Source organism: Arthrobacter sp. TJ-58 (assembly GCF_058269295.1).
In genome coordinates this window covers 1-22,887 of record NZ_JBZCNM010000002.1, presented here as the reverse complement: position 1 = coordinate 22,887, position 22,887 = coordinate 1, and the positions used below count along the sequence as shown (strand labels likewise).

24 protein-coding genes are annotated in these 22,887 nt (G+C 63.8%); 14 read left to right on the top strand and 10 right to left on the bottom strand.

The annotated features are described in order from the left end of the window. Positions 1-95 precede the first annotated feature (95 nt). The gene (locus tag AC4D2W_RS06235) at positions 96-1,562 is read left to right on the top strand and encodes an amino acid permease (protein WP_490926058.1); all 1,467 of its coding nucleotides are present in this window, start codon (positions 96-98) and stop codon (positions 1,560-1,562) included. Here AC4D2W_RS06235 and AC4D2W_RS06230 read toward each other — a convergent pair. Then, on the bottom strand, positions 1,559-3,262 hold the full coding sequence (locus AC4D2W_RS06230; RefSeq protein ID WP_490926057.1) for a sensor histidine kinase: 1,704 nt from the start codon (positions 3,260-3,262) through the stop codon (positions 1,559-1,561). The two genes, AC4D2W_RS06235 and AC4D2W_RS06230, sit on opposite strands and share 4 nt — an antisense overlap. Next, positions 3,259-4,002 (bottom strand): response regulator transcription factor, encoded by a 744-nt coding sequence (locus AC4D2W_RS06225; protein WP_490926056.1) that lies wholly within the window; start codon positions 4,000-4,002, stop codon positions 3,259-3,261. Before AC4D2W_RS06225 ends, AC4D2W_RS06230 begins: the two co-directional genes overlap by 4 nt. Positions 4,003-4,410: 408 nt before the next feature. Here AC4D2W_RS06225 and AC4D2W_RS06220 point away from each other — a divergent pair, with 408 nt between their 5' ends. The 4 genes from AC4D2W_RS06220 (at position 4,411) to AC4D2W_RS06205 (ending at position 6,353) form a co-directional block, all read left to right on the top strand. Then, positions 4,411-4,812 carry a hypothetical protein gene (locus AC4D2W_RS06220; RefSeq protein ID WP_490926055.1) on the top strand — a complete coding sequence of 134 codons (402 nt, stop codon included), beginning with the start codon at positions 4,411-4,413 and terminating at the stop codon, positions 4,810-4,812. Between the two features lie 259 nt (positions 4,813-5,071). After that, positions 5,072-5,365 (top strand): hypothetical protein, encoded by a 294-nt coding sequence (locus AC4D2W_RS06215; protein WP_490926054.1) that lies wholly within the window; start codon positions 5,072-5,074, stop codon positions 5,363-5,365. Positions 5,366-5,503: 138 nt separating this feature from the next. Beyond that, complete coding sequence (locus AC4D2W_RS06210) at positions 5,504-5,872, top strand: DUF1622 domain-containing protein (protein ID WP_490926053.1); 369 nt, start codon at positions 5,504-5,506, stop codon at positions 5,870-5,872. Positions 5,873-6,116: 244 nt separating this feature from the next. Next, positions 6,117-6,353 carry a PLDc N-terminal domain-containing protein gene (locus AC4D2W_RS06205; RefSeq protein ID WP_490926052.1) on the top strand — a complete coding sequence of 79 codons (237 nt, stop codon included), beginning with the start codon at positions 6,117-6,119 and terminating at the stop codon, positions 6,351-6,353. 97 nt (positions 6,354-6,450) lie between these two features. Here the strand turns inward: AC4D2W_RS06205 and AC4D2W_RS06200 are convergent, their stop codons facing one another. Further along, positions 6,451-6,954 (bottom strand): hypothetical protein, encoded by a 504-nt coding sequence (locus tag AC4D2W_RS06200; protein WP_490926051.1) that lies wholly within the window; start codon positions 6,952-6,954, stop codon positions 6,451-6,453. A gap of 186 nt (positions 6,955-7,140) precedes the next feature. Further along, positions 7,141-8,793: an HNH endonuclease signature motif containing protein gene (locus AC4D2W_RS06195; RefSeq protein ID WP_490926049.1), complete on the bottom strand. Its 1,653-nt coding sequence runs from the start codon at positions 8,791-8,793 to the stop codon at positions 7,141-7,143. Between the two features lie 334 nt (positions 8,794-9,127). Here AC4D2W_RS06195 and AC4D2W_RS06190 point away from each other — a divergent pair, with 334 nt between their 5' ends. After that, a complete protein-coding gene (locus AC4D2W_RS06190) occupies positions 9,128-10,360 on the top strand; it encodes an Nramp family divalent metal transporter (protein WP_490926801.1) in 1,233 nt (410 codons plus the stop codon). Positions 10,361-10,405: 45 nt separating this feature from the next. Here the strand turns inward: AC4D2W_RS06190 and manD are convergent, their stop codons facing one another. Beyond that, positions 10,406-11,635: a D-mannonate dehydratase ManD gene (gene manD / locus AC4D2W_RS06185; protein WP_490926048.1), complete on the bottom strand. Its 1,230-nt coding sequence runs from the start codon at positions 11,633-11,635 to the stop codon at positions 10,406-10,408. 60 nt (positions 11,636-11,695) lie between these two features. Then, positions 11,696-12,673: a thioredoxin-disulfide reductase gene (gene trxB / locus AC4D2W_RS06180; protein ID WP_490926047.1), complete on the bottom strand. Its 978-nt coding sequence runs from the start codon at positions 12,671-12,673 to the stop codon at positions 11,696-11,698. A gap of 114 nt (positions 12,674-12,787) precedes the next feature. Between trxB and AC4D2W_RS06175 the strand changes: the two genes are divergently transcribed. Continuing rightward, positions 12,788-13,405 carry a GNAT family N-acetyltransferase gene (locus AC4D2W_RS06175; protein WP_490926046.1) on the top strand — a complete coding sequence of 206 codons (618 nt, stop codon included), beginning with the start codon at positions 12,788-12,790 and terminating at the stop codon, positions 13,403-13,405. A 9-nt stretch (positions 13,406-13,414) separates the two neighbouring features. Further along, positions 13,415-13,999: a GNAT family N-acetyltransferase gene (locus tag AC4D2W_RS06170; RefSeq protein WP_490926045.1), complete on the top strand. Its 585-nt coding sequence runs from the start codon at positions 13,415-13,417 to the stop codon at positions 13,997-13,999. Between the two features lie 23 nt (positions 14,000-14,022). Here the strand turns inward: AC4D2W_RS06170 and AC4D2W_RS06165 are convergent, their stop codons facing one another. Genes AC4D2W_RS06165 through AC4D2W_RS06155 form a run of 3 tightly spaced genes read right to left on the bottom strand, consistent with a single transcriptional unit; the run spans position 14,023 to position 16,412 of the window. Further along, positions 14,023-14,901, bottom strand: a complete 879-nt coding sequence (locus AC4D2W_RS06165; RefSeq protein WP_490926044.1) for an ABC transporter permease — start codon at positions 14,899-14,901, stop codon at positions 14,023-14,025. Then, a complete protein-coding gene (locus AC4D2W_RS06160) occupies positions 14,898-15,827 on the bottom strand; it encodes an ABC transporter ATP-binding protein (protein ID WP_490926043.1) in 930 nt (309 codons plus the stop codon). The genes AC4D2W_RS06165 and AC4D2W_RS06160 overlap by 4 nt, the downstream gene beginning before the upstream one ends. 51 nt (positions 15,828-15,878) lie before the next feature. After that, positions 15,879-16,412, bottom strand: a complete 534-nt coding sequence (locus AC4D2W_RS06155; protein WP_490926042.1) for a GNAT family N-acetyltransferase — start codon at positions 16,410-16,412, stop codon at positions 15,879-15,881. A gap of 99 nt (positions 16,413-16,511) precedes the next feature. Between AC4D2W_RS06155 and AC4D2W_RS06150 the strand changes: the two genes are divergently transcribed. The 6 genes from AC4D2W_RS06150 to AC4D2W_RS06125 all read left to right on the top strand — a co-directional run bounded on the left by AC4D2W_RS06150 (position 16,512) and on the right by AC4D2W_RS06125 (position 22,399). Beyond that, positions 16,512-17,195 carry a DUF6308 family protein gene (locus tag AC4D2W_RS06150; protein ID WP_490926041.1) on the top strand — a complete coding sequence of 228 codons (684 nt, stop codon included), beginning with the start codon at positions 16,512-16,514 and terminating at the stop codon, positions 17,193-17,195. Positions 17,196-17,253: 58 nt separating this feature from the next. Then, positions 17,254-17,619 (top strand): hypothetical protein, encoded by a 366-nt coding sequence (locus AC4D2W_RS06145; RefSeq protein WP_490926040.1) that lies wholly within the window; start codon positions 17,254-17,256, stop codon positions 17,617-17,619. Positions 17,620-17,919: 300 nt separating this feature from the next. Next, positions 17,920-18,828: a hypothetical protein gene (locus tag AC4D2W_RS06140; protein ID WP_490926039.1), complete on the top strand. Its 909-nt coding sequence runs from the start codon at positions 17,920-17,922 to the stop codon at positions 18,826-18,828. Between the two features lie 54 nt (positions 18,829-18,882). Beyond that, entirely contained in the window at positions 18,883-20,436 is a 1,554-nt protein-coding gene (locus AC4D2W_RS06135; protein ID WP_490926038.1) for an efflux RND transporter periplasmic adaptor subunit, read from the top strand. After that, positions 20,433-21,110, top strand: coding sequence for an ABC transporter ATP-binding protein (locus tag AC4D2W_RS06130; protein WP_490926037.1), 678 nt, complete (start codon positions 20,433-20,435; stop codon positions 21,108-21,110). The genes AC4D2W_RS06135 and AC4D2W_RS06130 overlap by 4 nt, the downstream gene beginning before the upstream one ends. Then, positions 21,107-22,399, top strand: a complete 1,293-nt coding sequence (locus tag AC4D2W_RS06125; protein ID WP_490926036.1) for an ABC transporter permease — start codon at positions 21,107-21,109, stop codon at positions 22,397-22,399. Before AC4D2W_RS06130 ends, AC4D2W_RS06125 begins: the two co-directional genes overlap by 4 nt. On the opposite strand, the gene AC4D2W_RS06120 is transcribed toward AC4D2W_RS06125, so the two are convergent. Further along, positions 22,396-22,887: integrase core domain-containing protein (locus tag AC4D2W_RS06120; RefSeq protein ID WP_490926035.1), on the bottom strand; the 492-nt coding region annotated here is incomplete at its 5' end. The two genes, AC4D2W_RS06125 and AC4D2W_RS06120, sit on opposite strands and share 4 nt — an antisense overlap.

The window sequence follows — 22,887 nt, the reverse complement described above, 5'->3', positions numbered from 1 at the left end:
TTCAAGGGAACCCGGCGGGACAATACTGCTCTGATTGCCGGAAAGTTCGTCTTTCCGGCCCCGGCGGTACCGGCAACGATGATCGGAGCCCTTTCATGACCACAGCAGAAAGTTCATCCTCCGCTTCCCTGTTCCGACGCAAGCCGATCGATGACGTGGAGGACGAAAAAACCGGCAGCAAGCTCTTCAAGAGCCTGGGCCTGTGGCAACTCACTGCCATCGGCGTCGGCGGCATCATTGGCATTGGTATCTTCACGCTCGCGGGATTGGTGGCCAACGGCGGCCCCGATGCTCCCGGCGTCGGGCCCGGTGTCCTCATTTCGTTCCTGATAGCAGGGCTCGCGAGTGCCGCTGCCGCACTGTCCTACGCTGAGTTCGCCGGTATGGTGCCGCGCGCCGGGTCGGCGTACACCTACGGCTATGTGGCACTGGGGGAAATTATCGGCTGGTTTATCGGCTGGGACCTGCTGTTGGAATACACGGCTATTGTTGCCGTGGTCGCCATCGGCATTTCCGGGTACTTTACGGAATTCATGTCCGGCATCGGCATTGACGTCCCTGCGTGGATGCAAGGCACCGGAGACACCGTGGAGGGCGGGGTAATCAACCTGCCTGCCCTGGTGGTCTGCCTCTTTATCACTTGGATCCTCAGCCGCGGCACCAAAACGTTCGGCCGGTTCGAATTGGTGGCGGTGGGCCTGAAAGTGGTGCTGATTCTTTTCATCGTGGGGCTGGGATTCTTCTTCGTGAACACCGCCAATTACACGCCGTTCCTTCCCAACGGTTTCGGCGCCGTCTTCACCGGTGCAGCTACGGTCTTCTTCGCCGTGTTCGGTTACGACGCCATGAGCACTGCGGCAGAGGAAGCAACTGACGGCAAGAAGCACATGCCCAAAGCCATCCTGCTTTCACTGGCCGTGGCCATGGTGCTCTACATCCTGGCCACGCTGGTCCTGACCGGCATGCAGAACTACAGCGACATCAGTCCAACCGCAGGCTTTGCCTCGGCCTTCCAATCCGTGGGGCTGCCGATAATTGCCACCATCATTTCGGCGTTCGCAGTGCTGTCCATCCTCACTGTCATGCTCACGTTCCTGCTGGGTGTCACGCGCGTGTGGTTCTCCATGAGCCGTGACGGCCTGCTCCCGGGCTGGTTTTCCGGAACCGACCGGCACGGCACTCCGCAGCGGGTGACGTGGATTGCCGGCGGCGCGTCGGCGCTGCTTGCCGGGGTGTTTCCCATCCGTGCCGTGGCGGACCTGACGAACATCGGCATTCTTGCTGCCTTTGTGGTGGTTTCCGTCGCCGTGATCGTGCTGCGCCGCCGGCAGCCGGACGTTCCCCGGGAATTCCGCCTGCCGCTGATGCCCTGGATTCCCGCGTTTGGCGTCCTGTCCTCGGGCTTCCTGATGCTGCAGCTGCACTGGGAGACGTGGCTGCGCTTCGCTATCTGGCTCATTATCGGCATTGTCATCTACTGGTTTTACGGCCGCCGGCATTCTCTGCTGAATCCCAACAGCCCGCGGCTGGCCAAGCCGCCGCCGGCACCGGAAGCCGCCTAGTTTTCCGGCGGCGCTTCGTGAGGTTGCGCTTCGTTTTCCCCTTGTTGTACCGATCCGTCCGGCCGCACAGGCATCCGGACGGTGAAGACGGTGTTCCCCGGGACGCTTTCCAAGGAAATCGTTCCGTGGTGGGCCGAAACAATGGCGTCCACAATCGCCAGTCCCAGACCTGAGGAGCCGGTCCGGTCCGAACGCGCGGCGTCACGGCGGGCGAAACGGGAAAAGATATGCTCCTGGAAGTCAGCCGGGATGCCCGCGCCGTCGTCGGCTACCCGCAGTACCGCATCGGTGCCGCCCTTCGCGCGGGGCGCCAAGGCGAGGGACACATCCACCGTGGTGCCTGGCGCCGTATGCACATGTGCGTTCGCCACCAGGTTGATGAGCACCTGGCGCAGCTGGCCGGGATCGCCCCATACTGTGACGGGCTCGTCCGGCAGCTGAATCCGCCAGTGATGGTCCCGAGCGGCTATCCGGGCGTCGCTCACGGTTTCGATCACAAGACGCGTGAGATCCACTTCGGTGCGTGTTTCCTCCCGGCCTTCATCCAGCCGGGTCAGGAGCAGCAGGTCTTCCACCAGCCCGGCCATCCGCCGGGATTCGGCTTCCACCCGCCCCAGGGACTGAATTCCTTCGGGACTGAGCTGTTCGGTGAGCCGAACCATCTCGGTGTAGCCGCGGATGGAGGTCAGGGGCGTCCGCAGTTCGTGGCTGGCGTCGGCAACAAACTGCCGGATTTTGGTTTCGCTGCGCTGGCGCACCTGCAGGGCGTGGGCGACGTTGTCCAGCATTTTGTTGAACGCGAGCCCCACACTGCCCACCTCGGTGCCGGAATGGACAAGGCTCTCCGGCACACGCTCTGCCAGCGCGACGTCGCCGACGTCCAGCGGCATCCGGGAGACGTTGGTGGCCACCGCCGCCACTTCCTCCAGCGGGCGGAGGCTCCGCCGAATGATCAGATAACCCAGGGCTGCAGTCAGGAGCAACCCCAAAATAGACACCACGGCGGTGCTGATTCCCAGCCACAGCAGGGTGTTGTTGGTGGCGGCCAGTGGCATTCCGGAGACCACGACGGCACCGGTTTGCTCCTGCATCTGGGCCACCAGGCGGTAATCCCCAAAGGAGAGGTCAGCGGAAACCGGAACCCGATCGGCCGGCACCGAGGCGAGGATCCCGACGTCGTCCGCGGACAGCGCCTGCCGTGTGCCGTCGTCGAGCGTCACGCCGTTGCTGAAGGCGGTGTTTCCGTAAAAGCGCACGTCCAGCAGGCCCGGGCCGCCCTGGCCCGGCGCGTCCAGCGGGTCTGTCCCGTTGACGCTGCCGGGAGAGTCCGACGGCGGCGCCCCTGCGGGCGGCAGCGGAAAGTTCAGGGCGCGGCCCGATGCCTCCAGCAGGGTTCCATCCAACTGCTGGACCAGGAACACGTTCATGACGACGTGGTTGAGGACGCCGATGGTGACACAGGTCAGGGTCAGCAGCCCCAACGTAGCCAGCAGCAGTTTGGTGCGGAGACGCCAGCCGCGCAGACGGGCCCTTATTCCGGTGCGCCTGCCCGCCTCGGTTGCGGTATTTTCAGGACTTTCCGGGTTTTCCGGAGCTGGCGGGTTTTCCGGGGCTGCAGCGTTATCCGGAGTTGGCGGGTTCTCCGGAGTTGGCGGGTTCTCCGGAGTTGCCGGGTTCTCCGGAGTTGCCGGGTTGCTCATGTTGCCGGTTTGAGCACGTATCCGGCACCGCGCACCGTGTGGATCATGGGCGGGCGGCCGGCGTCGATCTTCTTGCGCAGATAAGAGATGTACAGTTCCACGATGTTGGCCTGCCCGCCGAAATCGTAGTCCCACACATGGTTCAGGATCTGCGTCTTGCTCACCACCCGGCGCGCGTTTTCCATCAGGAACGTCAGCAGGTGAAACTCGGTGGCGGTGAGCTGGATATGCTCTCCGCTGCGGGTGACTTCGTGCGTATCCAGATTCAGAACCAGGTCCCCAACCACCAGTTCCGCGGTTTCGGCCGCAGCGACCCCCGACCTTTGCACAAGCCGGTGCAGCCGGAGCAGCACCTCCTCCATGCTGAAGGGCTTGGTGACATAGTCATCTCCGCCGGCGGCCAGCCCGGTGATGCGGTCCTCCACCGAGTCCTTTGCGGTGAGGAACAGTGCCGGCACATCCGGGGCAAAGCTGCGGATTTTCGCCAACACCTCCACTCCGTCAAATCCGGGAATCATAATGTCCAGAACCAGGACGTCCGGCCGGAATTCGCGTGCAGTATCAACCGCGCTGCGTCCGTCCGCCGCCACAGCCACCTGCCACCCGGCCATGCGCAGGCCCATGCGAACCAATTCCGCGAGGTTGGGTTCATCGTCAACCACGAGGGCGCGGATGGGGGTGCCGTCGGGGTGGGACAGTTTGGGCAGATCGCCCACAAAGGAGCCAGTGGCCTCGGACATGTGTTTTTCTTCCTATCGGTCCGCCCGCTCGGGGTTTGGTCCCAGCATAAACAGTTGGCCGACCGTCCTGCAGGCAGTTTGGGCCGCGCAGGCAGTTTGGATAGTTCAGGCAGTTTGGGTAGTTCGGTTCGGCCAGTATCCATCTTGCATCCCATGATTAGCCGAAACCTGTCCGTCTGCTGTGCACGGGCTGTGCAGGCTGGCCCCAAAGAGTTGGGCCGGAGGGTCACTGCCCGGGATCAATGGGGCGGGAAGGACGTCTGCAACCAGCAGCTGCCAAACGCTGCTCTTCCACCCAACGCGGATTGGAACCGTAATTTTATCCTTTTAGATAACAATGCAATCTCTTAAAGGGACTACTATCGGCTTGAGGACCCTTTACCCGGGTCTGCTAGCTGGGGAGCAGAAATGAGCGTGGAGTCTCACACGGTGCCATCGGTGCGGAAAAGATCCGCCATGCTTTTTCGGCGGGGGCGCACCATGCTGGTGCTCGTTGCCGTCTTCTGGTTCTGGATGCTGCTGGGCAGCGCCAACTTTATTGCCGCTCTCTTCAACGCTCCTTTTTATGCATTGCTTGCCCTTTACGGACTAGGCGTACTAACCCTTATTTCCCTGTCGGTCGCCGGAGTTTCCGTATTCTTAATGATCTCCAACCGACCGGAGCGCATAAATGGCTCCGAAGGTGATTCCGCCCGCCCGGGCTTCACGGATTTGGCACCTGTCATCCGTATGGTTCCGCGCCGCGTTGCCGACCACAGTGCTGCCCTAACCACTAAGGCCGCTGCCAAGTGGCGAGACCTGGCCTCCTAGCGGACTGGCTCCACCTCCCCGTCTGAACCGCTCTGCGTGCATATAGGTGCGCCAGGAATGACGGCCTCAAAGTGTCAGTGCCGCACGGCAAGGTGGTCCCATGACTCCCGCTGCGACTCCCAGTGCTCCGGCATCCGCTGGCCCGTGTCCCTTTGCCGCGTCCACAGGAACGGGTTTAGGCACCGGCACCGGAACAGGCGCAACACAGGAAGACACTCTCTCCTCCGCTGATTTTCATTCTCCGCTCTCACCTAGTGGAGTGACTGGCAGAGTCACGCATGCCCCGTACCGCCGGGAGCCGTACGTCCGGTGCCGGACGCCGTCGTCGCCGGCGTCGCCGGCGTCCGTCCTCGACGCGAAGGCTGCCGCGTGGACACGCACCGCAGTGCTCCTGCACTGGCTGGACGACGATGGCCGGGCACACAACAAGTGGGTCCCCGCGGAGTTTGTTCACCGGGTGCCCCGGGATGAGTCGGCCTGGCAGGACCCCTATGACGACTGGTCTTTCTACTATCCGCACCAACCCTCACCCCGCCTTGCTGCCGCAGCGTAGCTTCGGCTCCGGTCCACCACACGTTCGACACCGGTTCAACCTTGGTTCCCTTGACATGGAACGGCGCCGGCCTGCTTATGGATGTACGGGTGGTTTGCCCGGACTGACCAGCGATTGCAGCCCGAAGGGGAGCATTAGATGGAGTTCAAGGGCATTATTGAAGCAGCCGGAGAAGCAGTGGACCTTGCCGGGGTCGCAGTAATCATTGTTGGGACCATTCTTGCCACGGTGTCCGTGGTGCGAAAGCTTCTGCGACGCACCGGCAGCCCCGTTTATGAGGCGTACCGGCAGCAGCTGGGCCGGTCCATCCTGCTTGGCCTGGAACTGCTGGTAGCAGCCGACATCATCCGGACTGTGGCCGTCACCCCTACGTTCGAGTCGCTGGGGGTCTTGGCGCTCATCGTTCTGATTAGGACCTTCCTCAGCTACACGCTGCAGTTGGAAGTCACCGGCCGGCTGCCGTGGCAGCAGGCGCCGGGTCCGGAGCTAACTCCGCCTCAGAGATAGCCGGCTGTGGTCTGAGGCAGGTATAGAAGGCAACCGTCTGCAGGGCCGGGGCCATGAGACCGCAGGACCCGGAGGCCTCACTTCACCTCCATATGCAGAATGTTCCCTCCCGAAAGTCATCACAGGGGATGAGGTGCCGATTGAGAAGCAAACCTATTCTGGATTTGCACCGCTGGATCCAACGCATCCGCAGCGTTAATTATTAGTTGTCATTCTGTTCATGATGAAAGAGCATGGTTTATTTATGCCTGTCGAATACCTCATGTGGGCTCCTTTCGTGGTGCTGTCCCTGATTCTCTACGTCACCCTGTCCGCTGCTGCACTTTTCAGTTTGGCCAGCTCATCATGGGTTCCCGTTTCGTCACGGCGTGCGTGGATGGTGGGTGTTGTCCTGTTTCCGGTTCTGGGAGCGGTGCTTTGGTTCGCTGTGTCGCATCGTCGGACGGCGGCGCTGCCCGCCGAAGACGACCAGGTCGCCTAAGCCGTTATTTCAGAACTTATGCGAACGATTGCCTGCGACAAACGACCACGGAGAACGTATTCGAGAAACCTGGTCGCCGTGTCGTCCTCACGCTCAGCTAGGCCGATCGGGCAGCCGACCGCACCTTTACCGAGTTGGCCACACACGCCGCTGCCAGCACCGCGAGAGCTAAAACGGCCTGCGGAGCGGGCAGTAAGCTCACGACCAGGGACCCGACGAGAGCTACCCCTCCAACAACGGCCGTCGTCGAGTAGCGAGTCCTCACCGCCAACAGGATCAGCGCGATCCCATAGATGGGGCTGAATGGCAGGCTTACAGTAAACGGGACGGAAAATGCCGCCAAGCCGGCCAGAACGAGCAAGGCACCTCCCTGCTGGGCAATACCGGCCTTCCGTTCTGCGGGAGCAGCAATCAAGGCAGCGGCAAGGATCAGTGCGGGCGGAAGAAGCATCCACACAAAGCTCACCGCATCAGATGTCAGAGCATCTTCAGTCAGGAGCCGGACAACCGAAGCCAGGCAGCCGAGCGCCACGGCTCCGATAAGAGTCGATTCAGCCCTCCTGTCAGCGGCGACTTGCTGCGATGTGAGCTGAGTGGTCACGGGATCATCCATTCAGATTGAGGTGGCGGACAGATTCATTGTGTGACACGGTACCTTCCCCAGTGCGGCAGACGATGGACATACGGCACCGGGACGGTGGAGTGACAGATGCGTCAGAACGCTGTCGGTGCTGAGTGTCGTCAGAAGGGTGATCTCAGAAAGGAACGATCCCGGAAGGGGTCGATCTCAGAAGGGCGGCGGGCTGTCGCCGTAGTCGTAGGGATCGGGATCGTCAGGTGATCCCCAAAGCGACGACGACGGCGGGGGCGACTCGCTGCCAGCGCCCGGCGTCCCCGTGGAGGGAGAAACGGAATCCGTGCCCGTGCCCGAACCGGAGGCAAGGTGAAGATGGGGTTCGGTGCGGTAGGTACGGCCTCCCGGTGAGGTCCATTCAATAATGCCCGGTGAGGGCTGTCTGGCTTTCCAGAAGCCCTGGGTTTTGAACATGTGGTGGCGTCGACACAGGTGTTCGAGGTTGTCATGATCCGTTGTCCCGCCATGGGACCAGGGTGTGGTGTGGTCGATCTCGGAGATCAGGGCATTGGTGCGGCAGCCCGGGAACCGGCAGGTGCCGTCCCGTGCCCGCAGCCAGCGTTGGAGTCCGGGCGGGACTTTGCGTCGGCGGCCTACCCGAAGGATCTCTTCGGTGTGCGGGTCGCGTTCCACCGGAGTCCACCGGGCCGCCCGGCGTGCGAGCCTTCGGGCTGTTTCGGCGCTGATCGGCCCGTAACCGTGCAGTTCCGCAGGATCCTCATCGGCTCCGAGGAGGGTTTCGGCGGTGATCAGGACCAGAATCTCTGTGCGGGCACCGGAACCGTGCCTGACGGGACGGTCCTGGTCACTAGCGCTCTTCCCTGCGCCGGAACCCGAGTTCTCACCTGTGCCAGAACCCGGGCCAGAATCCGAGTTCTCGTTCTCACCCCGGACCCACACACCATCACCCTCACCGTTATCGCCCGGGTCTCCGGTTCTGCCGCCGCTGGTCAGCAGGTCCACGAGGATGTCGGCACGCAACTGATCCACGGGACGGGGATCCCCGGCAGCCTGCTCACCCCGTGCCGCAACACTGAGCTGGGTATAGATCGCCTGCGCTCTCTGCGCGGGCAAGAACGCCGACAACCAGGACATTCCGTCCGTATCGGGCTGCAAACACACCCGGCGGGTTTCGAACGCGCTTTTGTGCCGGACCGCAATGGTCTCCGGATACCGGGTTTCGCGCATCCTGCGGGCTTTGACCCGGAACTGCGCCAGGGTCAGACCCCCGTCATGCTGTCCGGCCGCCGTCAGCAGATCCTTCTCGAATCCGGGCAGGTCGGGGGCGGGAATGTTCTGGGACTGCTCCAGGACGGTCTGCACGTGCCCGTATCCGAGGGTTCCCGCTTCCAGGCGCTGCAGGGTGGCCGTGTGGGTATCGCAGAGGGTTCCGGCGTCGCTCATGAGCATCTTCGCGGTGCCGGTGGGCAGTTGCAGGATTGCTGCTGCTTCCTCCGCGGCGAGGCTGAAAGCCAGCCCCGGGTCCAACTGCCGGTCTTCATTCGATCCTGTTTCCGGCGGGAAGCCGTTCCGGAAGATCCCTTCCAGCCGGTTCAGGACCCTGGCCTGCTGGGCCTGCGCCCACCGCATCAAGTGATCCAACCGGGCCAGGACAGCACCGGCTTCGTCCTGGTCAAAGACTTCAACACCTTGCAGGGCCAGGCTTCCGGTGAACCCGTCCCGGCAGGACGGGACGGAAGGAAGACTCTCAACGATGCCGGGCTCAGCGGAATAAACGGCTATGTTCCGCGCCGTTGCCGTCCACGCACCTGACGTGTTCCCTGAAGAAGATCCGTGCTGATCCATGTCCTCAGGCTTTCACCCGCCACTGACATTCCCGACCCGAAAACAGCTCCGAAAGACCCAAAATCGGCCCTGCCGGTACGGGCCGAATACCCGTCTTTTCCCGAGCACAGACTGCTACCCCGCGGATGCCTCACCGCCACCCCCGCAACCATCCCAGCCCCTAGTTTCAGCCAGACCTCCACCCAGACTTCGGTGCACCGAACTTTCGTGCTAGCTTGCTGTCATGAGCCGTAAGACAATCCTGCAGACAGGAGCAAGACAGTCTGAGGATGCCGCTGAATCAGGGGGCGTCCACGAAAAAGGAACCCACAACAGCGGCATCCAAACACTGGCCATGCCGGCACCCAAACGGCTGATCTGGATGCTCGGACCGGCGCTGGTTGCCGGCGTTGCCTACTTGGACCCCGGAAATGTGGCCAGCAACATGACGGCCGGAGCGCGTTTCGGCTACCTGCTCGTATGGGTGGTGGTTGCTGCCAACGTCATGGCCTGGCTCATCCAGTACCTCTCCGCAAAGCTCGGACTCGTCACCGGCAAATCCCTGCCCGAACTGCTGGGACAGCGGATGGGCAGAAAGACGGGACGGAAGACGGGACGCCGCCTGTACTGGGTGCAGGCGGAACTCGTAGCAATGGCAACCGACATCGCAGAAGTGATCGGCGGCGCCGTCGCCCTCTGGCTGCTGTTCGACTTGCCGCTGTTGCTGGGCGGCATCATCACGGGCCTGGTTTCCATCGCAGTCCTCGGACTCCAGGGCAGCGGACGGCACCGAACGTTTGAGTACGTGATTGTGTCCATGATGGCGATCATCGCCGTAGGTTTCACCGCCGGAGTCGTCATTTCACCGCCCGATGCCGGAGGCGTGGCAGCCGGACTGGTCCCCCGCTTCGAGGGCAGCGAATCCGTGCTGCTGGCCGCGTCAATTCTTGGCGCAACAGTGATGCCGCACGCCATTTACGCGCATTCAGCGCTGACCCGGGACCGGTTCCCGGAACGCACCGCTGTGCTGACCACGCTGCGGCTGATCCGTGCCACAAAGTGGGATGTCACGATTGCCCTGGCGGTCGCCGGAACCGTGAATCTGGCAATCCTGCTGCTGGCCGCCAGCTCCCTGCAGGGCGTGGCAGGAACGGACACGTTGGAAGGTGCCCATGCAGCAATAGCCGCATCGCTGGGCGGCGCAGTCGCCACCTTGTTCGCCGTCGGGCTGCTGGCTTCCGGGCTGGCATCCACCTCCGTGGGCGCCTATGCCGGCGCCGAAATTATGCACGGACTGCTGAACATCCGGATGCCCATGATCCTGCGCCGGCTCATCACGCTGATTCCCGCGCTGCTGATTCTGGCGGCAGGAATCGATCCGACCTGGGCGCTGGTCCTGAGCCAGGTCATCCTCTCTTTCGGCATCCCCTTCGCTCTGATCCCGCTGGTATGGCTGACGTCGCGGCGTGACCTGATGGGCGCGCACACCAACCGCTGGTGGACGACGGCGCTGGGCACCCTGGTGGCGGTCCTCCTGGTGGGGCTGAACATCACGCTGCTGGTGCTGACCTTCAGCGGAGCCGCCTGAGCCCAGCGCCGCGAAAGCCCGGCAGGAGAACGACGACGGCGCGCCTCACCAGTCGTGGACGGTTCCGTCGGTCAGCCGGTTGTACGGCAGGTAGGCCTGCTGGTACGGGTACGACGCCGCTGCCTCCTCATTGAGCTCGACGCCGAGGCCGGGCTTGTCACCCGGGTGGAGGTAGCCGTCCTTGAAGACCATGGACTGCTCAAAGACCTCGTTGGTCCTGCTGCTGTGCTCCATGTACTCCTGGATACCAAAGTTGTGGATGGCCAGGCCCACGTGGCTCTGGGCCGCAAGACCGATGGGTGACACATCGGTGGGTCCGTGAAAACCTGACTTGATCTGGTACTGCGCTGCATAGTCCATGACTTTCTTCAGGGGTGAAATACCGCCGAAGTGCGTCGACGCTGCCCGTACGTAGTCGATCAGCTGTTCGCGGATCAGGGTTTGGAAATCGAACACCGTGTTGAAAACCTCCCCCACGGCCAGCGGCGTGGTGGTGTGCCGGCGGATGAGCCGGAAGGCATCCTGGTTCTCGGCAGGGGTGACGTCCTCGAGCCAGAAGAGGTCATACGGTTCCAGTGATTTGCCCAGCTTGGCGGCCTGAATGGGCGTCATGCGGTGGTGCCCGTCGTGGAGCAGCGGCAGCTCCGGACCGAATTCACTGCGGACTGCTTCAAAGACCGTGGGCACGTGGCGCAGGTAGGCGCGCGTGTCCCAGTCTTCCTCCGCCGGCTGGGCGCCGCGGCCTGCCGGCTCAAAGTCGTAGCGCTCTCCGGTGGCCTGCACCTGCGCGGCAACCCCGTACAGCGCCTTGATCCCGGGCACTGAGGACTGCACCCGGATGGATTTGTACCCGGCTTCAAGATGCTCGCGGATGGAATCAAAAAGCTCAGGAATGTCGCGGCCGGACGCATGGCCGTAGGTTCGCAGGCCCGTGCGCGAGGCACCGCCCAGCAGCTGATACACCGGCATGTTGGCGGCTTTGCCCTTGATATCCCACAGCGCCATGTCGACGGCGGCAATGGCCGCCATGGTCACGGGGCCGCGCCGCCAGTAGGAACTGCGGTACAGAAACTGCCAGGTGTCTTCGATCCGGTGCGGGTCCCGGTCAATCAGCAGCTGGGTCACGTGCTCGGTCAGATATGCGGCCACGGCCAGCTCCCGGCCGTTCAGGGTGGCATCCCCGAGGCCGGTGATCCCCTCATCCGTGGTGATCTTCAGGGTGACGAAGTTCCGGCTTGGGCTCGTCACAATGACGTCAGCCGCAGTGATCTTCACGAGGAGCCTCCAGTTGGATCATGGTGCTTGTCTGGAGATCCTACGGCCCAAAGCAGTAATTCAGTCCGACAGCGTACCTTCCACCAGTGCCGTGGCGATGCTGTCCGCGTCCTGCACTGCAGCGAGATACCGCTCCGCATCAAGGGCAGCGGCACACCCCGTGCCTGCGGCGGTAATGGCCTGGCGGTAGCGGTGGTCCACCGCATCCCCGCAGGCAAAAACACCGTCAGCGGTGGTGGCCGTGGTGGGAGCGGCAACGATGACGTAGCCCTCCGGGTCCAGGTCCACCTGGCCGTGCAGCAGTTCGGTGCGCGGCACATGTCCGATCGCCACGAACACACCCGTTGCCGCCAGCATCCGTTTTTCGCCGGTGACGGTATCCGTGAGGGTTACACCGGTGACCTTGTCATCTCCGTGCACTGCGGTCACTTCGCTGTTCCACTCGAACCGGATCTTCTCGTGGTTCTTCGCCCGCATGGCCATGATGCGTGACGCCCGCAGCTCACCGCGCCGCACAATTACCGTCACGGTCCGCCCGAACCGGCTGAGAAACAGCGCTTCTTCCATGGCCGAATCCCCGCCGCCCACCACCAGCACGTCCTGGTTGCGGAAGAAGAAACCGTCGCAGGTGGCACACCAGGAGATGCCGCGGCCGTTGAGCCGTTTCTCCTCGGGCAGGCCCAGTTCCTTGTAGGCAGATCCTGTGGCCAGGATGACGCTGCGCGCCTTGTATTTATCCCCGGCCCCGGTCTCCACCCGCTTGGTGTGCCCGCGCAGCTCCACCGACACGACGTCGTCGTACTGCACCACGGCGCCGAACTTTTCCGCCTGCCGGCGCAGGCTGTCCATCAGGTCCGGACCCTGGATCCCGTCCGGGAAACCGGGAAAGTTCTCCACCTCGGTGGTGTTCATGAGGGCTCCGCCGGCAGTCACCGAACCGGCAAGGACCCGCGGCTTCAAACCTGCCCGGGCGGCATAGATGGCCGCCGTGTATCCGGACGGCCCGGAGCCGATGATGAGAACCTGATCGGTATTCATGGGTGCTCCTTGGCGTGCGGTCAGCTCGGAAACCGGAAGCGTTCTGACTCCCAGTGTGAGCGCCCCGGCTCCGGCCGTGAAGAAGATTCGTGCCGGCGCACCCATAATGGACCGATGGCCACTCCGTCACCGACCCCCGACGCGCGGCCGGCAGCGCAGCACTGCGCACCGCAGCGCCCCACTTCCAAGCACCCCGCCTCCAAGCACCCCACTTCCAAGCACCCCGCCGTTGACCTGGTGCAGCTGCCGCCGGCCGCCATCAACGCACTGGCCGCAGGGGACCTGGACACCGCCAACCGACTTTCACCCGTCCCCCTGACCCGGCACTTTTCCTCCGACCGGCAGTCGCTGTGGAAATACCGCAGCGCCCAGCTGGCGGCCGCGCCCGACGACGCCGGCTGGATTACCGGGGCGATGGTGGACAGGACAACGGGCCAGGCCGTGGGTTGTGCAGGCTTTCACGGACCGCCGGATACGGACGGCATGGTGGAACTGGGCTATTCGGTGGATCCGTTGCTGCGCCGGCGCGGCTACGCCCGCGCCGCACTGGAACTGCTGCTTGCCCGCGCGGCGCGTGAACCGGCCGTCCGCACCGTGCGGGCCACCGTCAGCCCGGACAATGAAGCATCCCGGAACCTCGTGCTGCAGTACGGGTTTGTTGAAAACGGCTCCCAGTGGGATGACGAAGACGGGCTGGAAATCATTTACGAGGTTTCCGCGGGACACCAGTAGGCTAACCGGATGCTTCCCGGAAACCTCTTTGCCCATCAGGCCACCCTGACCACAGCACGGCTTCGGCTGGAACCGCTGGGGCCGGAGCACTTTGAGGGCGCATGGGCCGGCCTCCAGGATCCGGAAGCACGGCGACTGACCGGCACCCACGCAGAATTCACCCCCGAACAGATCCGCGCATGGCTGGCAGGGCTTGCCGCCCGGCACGACCGTGGAGATTGGGCGGTGATCCGTCGAGCAGACGAACAGCACCCGGACGAACGGTATCTGGGCGAAGTGGTCCTGAATGATCTCGACGCCGACAACGAGTCGGTGGGATTCCGGATCGCCCTGGCACCGGCGGATGTCCGGGGACAGGGGTACGGCACCGAGGCAACCGCCGCCGTCGTCGGGCATGCGTTTGATGACCTGGGCGTGCACCGGGTGGCACTGGAGGTTTTTGATTTCAATCCGCGCGCCCGGCGCGCCTATGAAAAGGCCGGATTCACGGTGGAGGGACGCCGGCGCGATGCCCTGCTGTGGGACGGCACCCGGGCGGACTCGCTGAGCATGGGAATCCTTGCCCGGGATCCCCGGCCCGCCCTGCCGTTGTAATGCCGCGGTAATACCGCCGTCAGTCAGCCGATCCGGCGGCGGATCTGGACAGCGGCCAACAGGGTGAACACCACAGTCATCGCGGCAAGAATGAACACCACATAGGTATTGGTGACTGCCCATTCCCCTACGGAGGCGGTGATGCCGAACAGTTCCTGCAGCTCGGTGACCGCTTCCGGGGAGCCGCCGGTCAGTGCCTGCAGGGAGTCCGCCGTCATTTCCTGCCGAACGGGCACCGCCGACTGCATGAAGGGCAGCGCGTTGACCACCGTGCGGACCCCCTCGGGCAGGGCACCCACTGGAATATAGGAGCCGGCGAGAAAACCGAGAATGGTGCCCACAATGGTTGAAAGGGCCGAGTACGCCCCGGCAGTGCGCACCAGGGACACGGCAAAGGCGCTCAGCGCCGCGAACGCTACGCAGCTCAGCGCCAGAAAGCCGTACACGGTGGCGATTGTTCCCGCATCGAAGCTGATTCCGTCCACCAAGTACAGGTAGACCAGGCTGATGATGAGCACCACCGTGGTCATGATCAGGGCGACGACGGCGGCGGAGAGCAGGTAGCCCACAATCAGCGTTTCACGGCGGATCGGGGAGACAAGGAAGTCCCGGAAACGGCCCGACGACGAGTCATCCACGAAAACGTTCATGGCGCCCAGGCCGGTGGTGACGGCGGTAATACCCACAATGCCAGCGAACATCCAGGTGTCCACGAAGCCCTTGACGTCGTCCCTCGTGGCTGCTGGAAAGGACTCCTGAAGCCCGTCAACCTGGTTGCTGCCGAGGAACAGCGTGTAGAGCAGGAAAAGGATCAACGCCGAGAGCAGCGAGAAAAACACGCCCATCCGGTCGCGGAAGAACAGCCGCAGGTTGCGGGACATCAGCGTTCCGACGATGTTCATGCCGCTTCCCCCTCATGCCCGGTCAACGCCAGGAAAACGTCGTCCATGGTGCCGTGCCGGAATTCAAAGTCCTCCACAGCGTCTCCGTGCTCCGCAAGGATCCGGCGGGCGGTCTCGGCGCTGTCGACGACGAGACGCACTACCCCGCCGTCGTCCTCCTCGCGGAGTTCTGCGCCCTGCGCCGCGGCAAGTGCCAGCAGGGCCGGACGGTCGGCAGTGGTGATGCTGAGGACGGAGCTGCTGTGCCGGGCCCGCAGCTGCGCCGGCGTGCCGTCAGCGATGATCCGGCCGCGCTCGATGATGCACACGCGGTCCGCCTCCTCGGTTTCCTCCATGTAGTGCGTGGTGAGGAAAACCGTGAGTCCGTGCCGGTCCCGCAGCTCACGGATGGTGGACCAGACCATGGCGCGGCTGGCCGGATCAAGCCCGGCGGTGGGTTCGTCCAGAAAGAGGATCGACGGCGAATGCAGCAGTGCACGGGCAATGTCGACGCGGCGCCGCTGGCCGCCGGAATAGGTGCCGTAGCGGCGGTCCATAAAATCATCGATCCCGATCAGGACGCTCAGTTCCTTGATGCGGGCGTCATTGTCTGCGGCGTCGTCCGAATAAAACCTGGCCCGCGTCCGCAGATTCTCCCGGCCGGTAAGCATCGGGTCCAGCACGGAATCTTGGAAAACAACACCAATGTCCCGGCGGACTTCACCGGCCTCGCTGCGCACATCATGCCCGCTGACCGTGGCCTGACCGGCGTTGAAGGGAATCACGGTGGTGAGGCAGGAAATGGTGGTGGACTTCCCGGCTCCGTTGGTCCCAAGGAAAGCGAAGACGCTGCCGGGTTCCACCTCAAAGGAGAGGTCGTCAACGGCTGTGGTGGCGCCGTATTTCTTGGTCAGCCCGCGCACGGATATAGCGGTGTTAGAGCTCATGGCCACGATTCCCCCGGATCCTCCGGCAGCAATGGCCGGTTGCGGAGAAGTCTAGCGGGAGGGCAGAGGCAGATCGTCCCATTCCAGGGGCGTGGTCACTTTGTTTTCCCAGTCCGGGCGGAGAATGGCGTAGGCAACCGATGCCATCCGCGTACCTTCCGCAGTAGGCCAGGCCATCCGGTAGTGGGCCTCTTTGATAAACCCCGTCTTCAGGAAAGTCCGGCGCATGGCAATGTTGTCCTCCCGCGTTTGGCCCTCAAACCGCACCGGTTCGGGAAAGTGTTCAAACACGAACGAACAAAGTGCTTTCAGGACCTGCGGACCCAGGCCCCGGCCGCGGTAGGCCTCGCCCAGCCGCAGATCGAACATGGGAGTTTCATCTGTAAGGTCATCGAGCACCACCAGTCCAATGGTTTCCGTGTCAGCAAGAATCCAGTAGCCGGCGGACTCCGCGGACCAGAAGCGGCCGCTGTCCACTGCTTCGCGGGCGGACTCCTCCGAGTGCTCCGCCCGCATATGGAACGGAAACCGGTTCGAGACGAGGAATTGCATAATGCTCCGCATTTCCTCCGCAGATTCGCTCATGGGCCGAAAGGTTATAACCATAGCCGGAGCCTATAAGACGCCAGTAGGGTGTGGGTCATTAGGCGTCCACCACCGTTCCTACTTCCATTTGGGGCATTCATGAAACGAGTTATTTCGACGGGGGAAATCACCGTTGAGTCGGCGGCCCGGAATCTGCAGGACTTTTTCACCGAAATCATGCCTCGCACCGGCCAGGTCCGCAGCAGTTCACGGTTTGATTCCTGGGCCGGCGGCGGCGACGCCTCCGCTGTGGTGAACCGGTTCACGGCCGACGACGTCGTGGCCGCCTCTTTCCGCTCGGTGAAGGTTCCGGCCCGGACGGCTGTGGCTTTGCTGGACACGCACGCCGCAGCCATCTCCGATTTGCTGGCCTCCATTCCGGCAGACCTTGATCTGCCCGACGCGGATCCCCTGCAGCATCTGGGCCCGGACAGTCCGGCGCGCCAACTCTGGAACCTCCTGCGCGGCAGGCACACCGACGGCGGGGGCTGGGGTGTGGGACCGAGCACCGCCAGCAAACTTCTGTCCCGGAAGCGTCCCCGCCTGATTCCGGTGTATGACTCCATCATCCGCAGGGTAACGGCGCTGCCCGGGCCCGAGAAACAGTGGCAGTATTGGCACGACTCCTTCTCCGACGGGGTGCTGTCCGAACGGCTGGAGGATATCCGCAGGTTGTCCGGGATTACCGAGCCCGTCTCGGATCTTCGGGTGCTGGATATTGTGTTGTCGATGCACGGAAAACGGCAGGGGTTCCTGGCGCAGGAGGAGGATCTCGAGTCATGAGGTCTCTCCCGTCCCCGGCATCCAGCGCCACTGGCCAAACTCCCGAAGGAACAGAGACGTGAATGATACGGATGCCGGCACGGAGCCGGAAAAGACTGCCTCGGCCGTGCGGCCGGGAGCCGACCGCACGTGGCTGGGCACGCCGTCGGGCATTATTGCCCTCACCGCGCTCGTTCTGTCCGTTTTCCTCACTCCCCTGTTCTTCCCCCTCGCCGGACTCTCCCTGGTACTGGCGGTCATCGGCCTGGTTCGACGACGCCCGCGGCCGCGCAGTGCCTGGGTGATCGCCATCATCAGCGGCGTCCTGCTTATTGCGGTCCTTGCCATCGGCATTCTGGCGTCAGTTTTCCTCTTTACGACGGAGTCGGGCAGCAGCCCCCAGTCGGCGGGCACCTCCGTGTCTGTGCCCGCGGACGCACCCTAAACCACATCCCTGCGGCGGCCGGAATCTGCCGGCGCGGCCCCGGAATCCTTCTCCTGCCATGCCGGAAGCAGATGAGATGGAAATGTTACCGGTGCGCAGCCTGTTTCCGGGCAGCGCGTGGGGCATTCTTTGACGTACCTGAATCCGCAGGTTCACTGCCCGCATTCCTAAAAGAGGATTCCCGTGCAACATTCACCGCGCGCTGCAGCGCTTTTTGCCGCTTTGTGTTTCTCCATTGTGCTCAGCGGGTGCGGTTCATCCGGTGAAGCTGAAGAATCTCCCGCAGCCAAAGACTCACCTTTGACTGAATTCCTGGCGTCCGCATATGGGGCTGACCTGAGCCCCGAGGAGCAGGAGAAGAAATATGCAGAGGAGGACCGCAAGCGGGAAGAGCTGGTGGCCCAGTGCATGAAGGAAGAGGGGTTCGAATACAAGCCGAACGTCCAGAGCATTTCCAGGGCCCCCGCGTCGGCTGAGCAGTGGGATCCCGATTCCTCGGAATGGGTTTCCCAATACGGCTACGGAATGGCGAACTACCCCGGCCGGGAGGACATGGAGTCCAACAATGCGACCGAGTATGTTGACCCCAACGCCGACTATGTTGCGACCCTTTCGGAGTCAGAGCAAACCGCTTTTTATGAAGCATTGAACGGTCCGTTCCCGGATGAGGAAGACATGCCGGCGGACGGTGAAGCCGTGGAATGGGACTGGTCAACTGCAGGCTGCTTTGGCTTTGCACAGCATGAAGTCGGCGGCGAAGATCCCACGTCATCCGAAGAGCACAAGCCCCTCATGGACGCCATGAACACTCTCTATGAAGACATGATGACATCCCCGGAATTGTCCGACCTCGATGCCCAGTGGGCTGCCTGCATGGCCGACGCCGGGCACCCCGGATTCTCGGCGCAGCAGGATGCGCAGAACAGCATCAACGAGAAGATGAATGCCGCCTACGAAAATTCCGTCCCGACGGCCACGGCCACCAGCGCCGCGTCTGACGAAACCGCCCCCGCCGGACCGGACGGAGCCGACATGTCCGAACTCGGCAAAGAGGAAATTGAGCTCGCCCTCGCCGATCTCGACTGCCGGGAAAAGACGGAATACCGGGACAAAATGCAGGAGGTTCAGTTCAAGCGCGAGCAGCAGTTTGTGGATGACCATAAGGCGGAACTCGAAGCATTCCGGGCTGACCTTGAGCAGGGAAGCTGAGTGGCGCGGCTCGGGCGCAGGCGCTCCCAACGGCAACCGGAAGACACCACAGATTTGGGTCTGCTCCTGGACGACACCGGCGGGCGGCAAAGCGAGCAGGAGGACACCTCCGGGTCATCACGGCGGGCAGGCCTCGCCGCGGTGTTCCAGCGCAACCGGACTCTCTGGATTGTGGCCGCCGCGGCAATACTGAGTCTGGCGGCCGGCCTGGTCCTGGGAAGGTTCCTGGTCTCCCCCGCCGACGCCACTGATGCGGAGGCACCCGCTCCCGGCCTGATTACCGTCCCCGTCCAGTACGGGAAGCTCAGTAACGACGTGACCATCCGCGGAGAAGTGGCATACGCGGACCCCGTTGAAGTACGCATCGACACCACGTCGATTGCCGGGCCGGCAGTCGTCACCGGCCAGGTGCCGGAAGTGGGAGCGGATCTGGAGGCACTGTCGGTGGCCCTGGAGGTTGCCGGCCGTCCGGTCATTGTTCTTCCCGGCGAGCTGCCTGCGTACCGGGCTCTTTCCCTCGGGGTCTCCGGCCCCGATGTGGTCCAGTTCAAGACGGCCGTCCGCACGGTGGGCATTGATGCCGGTGACCCGGCGGATCCGGTCTTCGGCATTGAGGCGGCCAACGCCGTCGCCGCCCTTTATGCGACGGCCGGATACTCGGTTCCCGAGTCGGAGGAAGGAAGCCCGGAGTCCCTCCGTGCAGCTCAGGAATCAGTCCGGATGGCGGAGCAGAACCTGGCCGCGGCACAGAGTGAGCTTGCGGCAACCCGTGTCGGCGCCACGCCCGTCGAAATCCGCGAAGCCGACAACGCGGTGGCCAGCATGCAGCGGGAACTCGCCGCAGCCCGGCAGGCCAAGCCCCAGGATCCGGTACAGATCGGCAACCTGACCGATGCACTCGGGCTGGCTCAGCTGCGCCGGCAGGAAATCGGCTCGGACCGGACCGATGCGCCGCAGCGGGCGGCGGTGGAAACCGCAACCGAACAGCTGGCTCAAGTGCAGGAGGAGCTCGTCCGTGCCGAGGAAGCCGCCCTGCCCGCTTTACCGGCCGGCGAGGTGCTGTACCTGGCGAATCTTCCCCGCCGCGTGGACGCGGTCACCACCCAGCGCGGTTCCGTTCTGGACGGTCCCGCCATGACGGTTTCCGGTGCAACCCTGGGGTTGTCCGGCTCCGCTGCTGAAGCAGATGCCCGCCTGCTCAAAGTCCAGGACAAGGCCACTTTTGACCTGCCTGACGGCACCGCGCATTCGGCCACGATCACAGCAGTGGCTCCGGGGGAAGGCGACTCTTCCCGGTGGGCCGTCGCGCTGCGGCCCGATCCCCTGACTCCGGAACAAATCCAGGAGCTCCAAGGCTCCAACGTGCGCGTGTCGATCGCCGTCGGCGCCACGGACGGCGAGGTGCTGTCCGTCCCCTATGCAGCACTCACCGCCGGTCCGGGCGGCGAGACCCGCGTGGAAGTTGCCGAAGGAGATCCCCGGGACGGTGAACAAACAGCCACCCGGCTGGTGGTTGTCCGCAGCGGCCTGGCAACTCCCGGCGCCGTGGAAATAACCCCGCTTGACGGGACGCTGGCCGAGGGCGACCTCGTTGTGGTGGGCAAGTGAGCGTCCCCCTTGTGGAACTGCGTGATGTCACCCGGTCCTTTCCCGGTCCGCCGGAAGTGCAGGCATTGAAAGGCATCAACCTCACCGTGCAGGAGGGTGACTACGTCTCGATCGTCGGCCCGAGCGGATCCGGCAAATCCACGATGCTCAATATCCTTGGGCTGCTGGACCGGCCCAGTGTCGGAGAATACCGTTTTGACGGCCATCTGACCGGCGTCCTGGACGAGGACCGGCGTGCGGCGGTCCGGGCACAGCGCATCGGATTCGTGTTCCAAGCCTTCCACCTGATGCCGCGGCGGTCGGTGCTGGAAAACGTCATGATGCCCATGCTTTACAGCGGAACTCCCCGCGGCGAACGTGTTGACCGTGCCCGCGAAGCGCTCGTCCGCGTGGGTCTGGGCCACCGCATCGATTTCCTGCCGGGCACCCTGTCCGGCGGTGAACGCCAGCGGGTGGCGGTGGCACGCGCCGTCGTCACCCGGCCCAGCCTGGTGTTGGCTGACGAGCCCACCGGCAACCTGGACGGAGCCACCACGCGCGATGTCATGGCACTGTTCGAGGAACTGGTCACCGACGGCCTGGCGCTGGTCATCATTACCCACGACCACGCCGTGGCGCAGCGCGCACCCCGGTGCGTTCGGATTGCCGACGGCCGGGTGAGTTCACCCGCATGAAATTCGCCCGCACAAAGCAACACCGGAACCCTGAGGACCCGGCAGCGACCGGACTCGTTTCACCCGTTCCCGCCGCAGACCGCTTCAGCTTTGTTGACCTGCTGCTCGAAGCGACGGCGGATCTGGGGACTCGACCAGGCAGGCTCCTGATGACCCTTGCCGGAACCATCCTGGGCATCGGAGCGCTGGTTGCCACTCTCGGGTTCGCCCAGACCACTGCGGGGCAACTCGCCCGGCAATTTGATGCCTTCGCCGCCACCCAGGTCATTGCGTCCCCGGCCACGGCACGGAACGCCGACGGCAACAGTATGGCAACAACTTCCCTGCCCTGGGACTCGGTGGAACGTATGGAGCGCATCGCCGGAATTGAACAGGCAGCGCTAATTGCGGAAGTGGAACTCCGGGACGGCACAGTGACGGCGGTGCCCGTCAACGATCCCTCCGCTGCCGCCGGCGCGGCACCGCGGGTCTTTGCCGCCTCCGCTGGACTCATCGACACGCTTGAAGGCAACGTCCTGTACGGGCGCCTCTTTGACTCCGGGCACGACCTGCGGCATGACCGCGTGGCGGTCCTGGGCAACAGGCTCGCAGACCGCCTGGGCATCACCCGGGTGGATTCCCAGCCGTCCATCTTCATCGACGGCCTGCCCTACGCCGTCGTCGGTGTCTTCGGTGACGTGCAGCAGCGTACCGAGCTGCTGGAGAGCGTGGTCATTTCCACCGGAGCGGCCCGTTCGGACTTTGGTCTCAGCGCACCCGGGGAGGTCCAGGCCCGCATCGTTATTGGTGCCGGTCCCCAGGTTGCGGACCAGGCCGCGCTGTCCCTCTCTCCCGATGAACCCGAACGCATCGACGTCGCCGCCCCGCAGGGACGGTCCCAGCTGGCGGGAAACATCCAGGCGGACGTCAATCTCATTTTTGTGGTGATGTCCGTGGTGGTGCTTCTTGCCGGCGGTGTGGGAATCGCGAACGTGACCATGCTCTCCGTCATGGAACGCACCGGAGAAATCGGTTTGCGCCGGGCCATCGGCGCCACCCGCCGCCAGATCGCGGCCCAGTTCGTCGCCGAGTCGGTGATCATCGGGCTCCTGGGCGGGATCCTCGGTGCGGCGGCGGGGGTCTTCGCCGTCATCACCATCTCCCTGTCCCAACAGTGGACGCCTGTCCTGAGCCCGTTGGTTGCGTGCGGCGGGGCGCTGCTCGGAGCGCTCGTCGGGCTCGTGGCCGGCAGCTTTCCGGCCCGCAGGGCGACGCGCATTGAACCCGTCGCCGCCCTGCGGGGAGCCTAGGTGTAACTCTCACGGACGTTGTGAACGCGTTCGATAGGTGAGAGGCCCTCGATCCCGGTATGCGGTCGATGATGATTGTAGTGATGAAGCCAGGCATCGTAATCAGCGATCCTGGCTTCTTCGCTCTTATAGGTTTTCGCGTACGCCCATTCCACGGCCAGGGTCCGGTTGAACCGCTCAACTTTCCCGTTGGTCTGCGGCCGGTAGGGTCTAGTGAATTTGTGTTTGATGCCCGGTCCCAGGGCCTGCGCGAATGCCCCGGAGCGGTAGCAGGAACCGTTGTCGGTGAGCACCCGCAGCACGGTGATCCCGTGGCCGTCGAAGAACTCCCGGGCACGCTGCCAGAAGCCGGCGGCGGTGTCCTTCTTCTCATCGGTGAGGATCTCGGAATAGGCCAGCCGGGAATGGTCATCCACTGCGTGATGCAGGTAGGCGTATCCGGGCCGGCGGTTGGTTTCGGTGCGGGTTTTATTCCGGTTCCCCGCTGA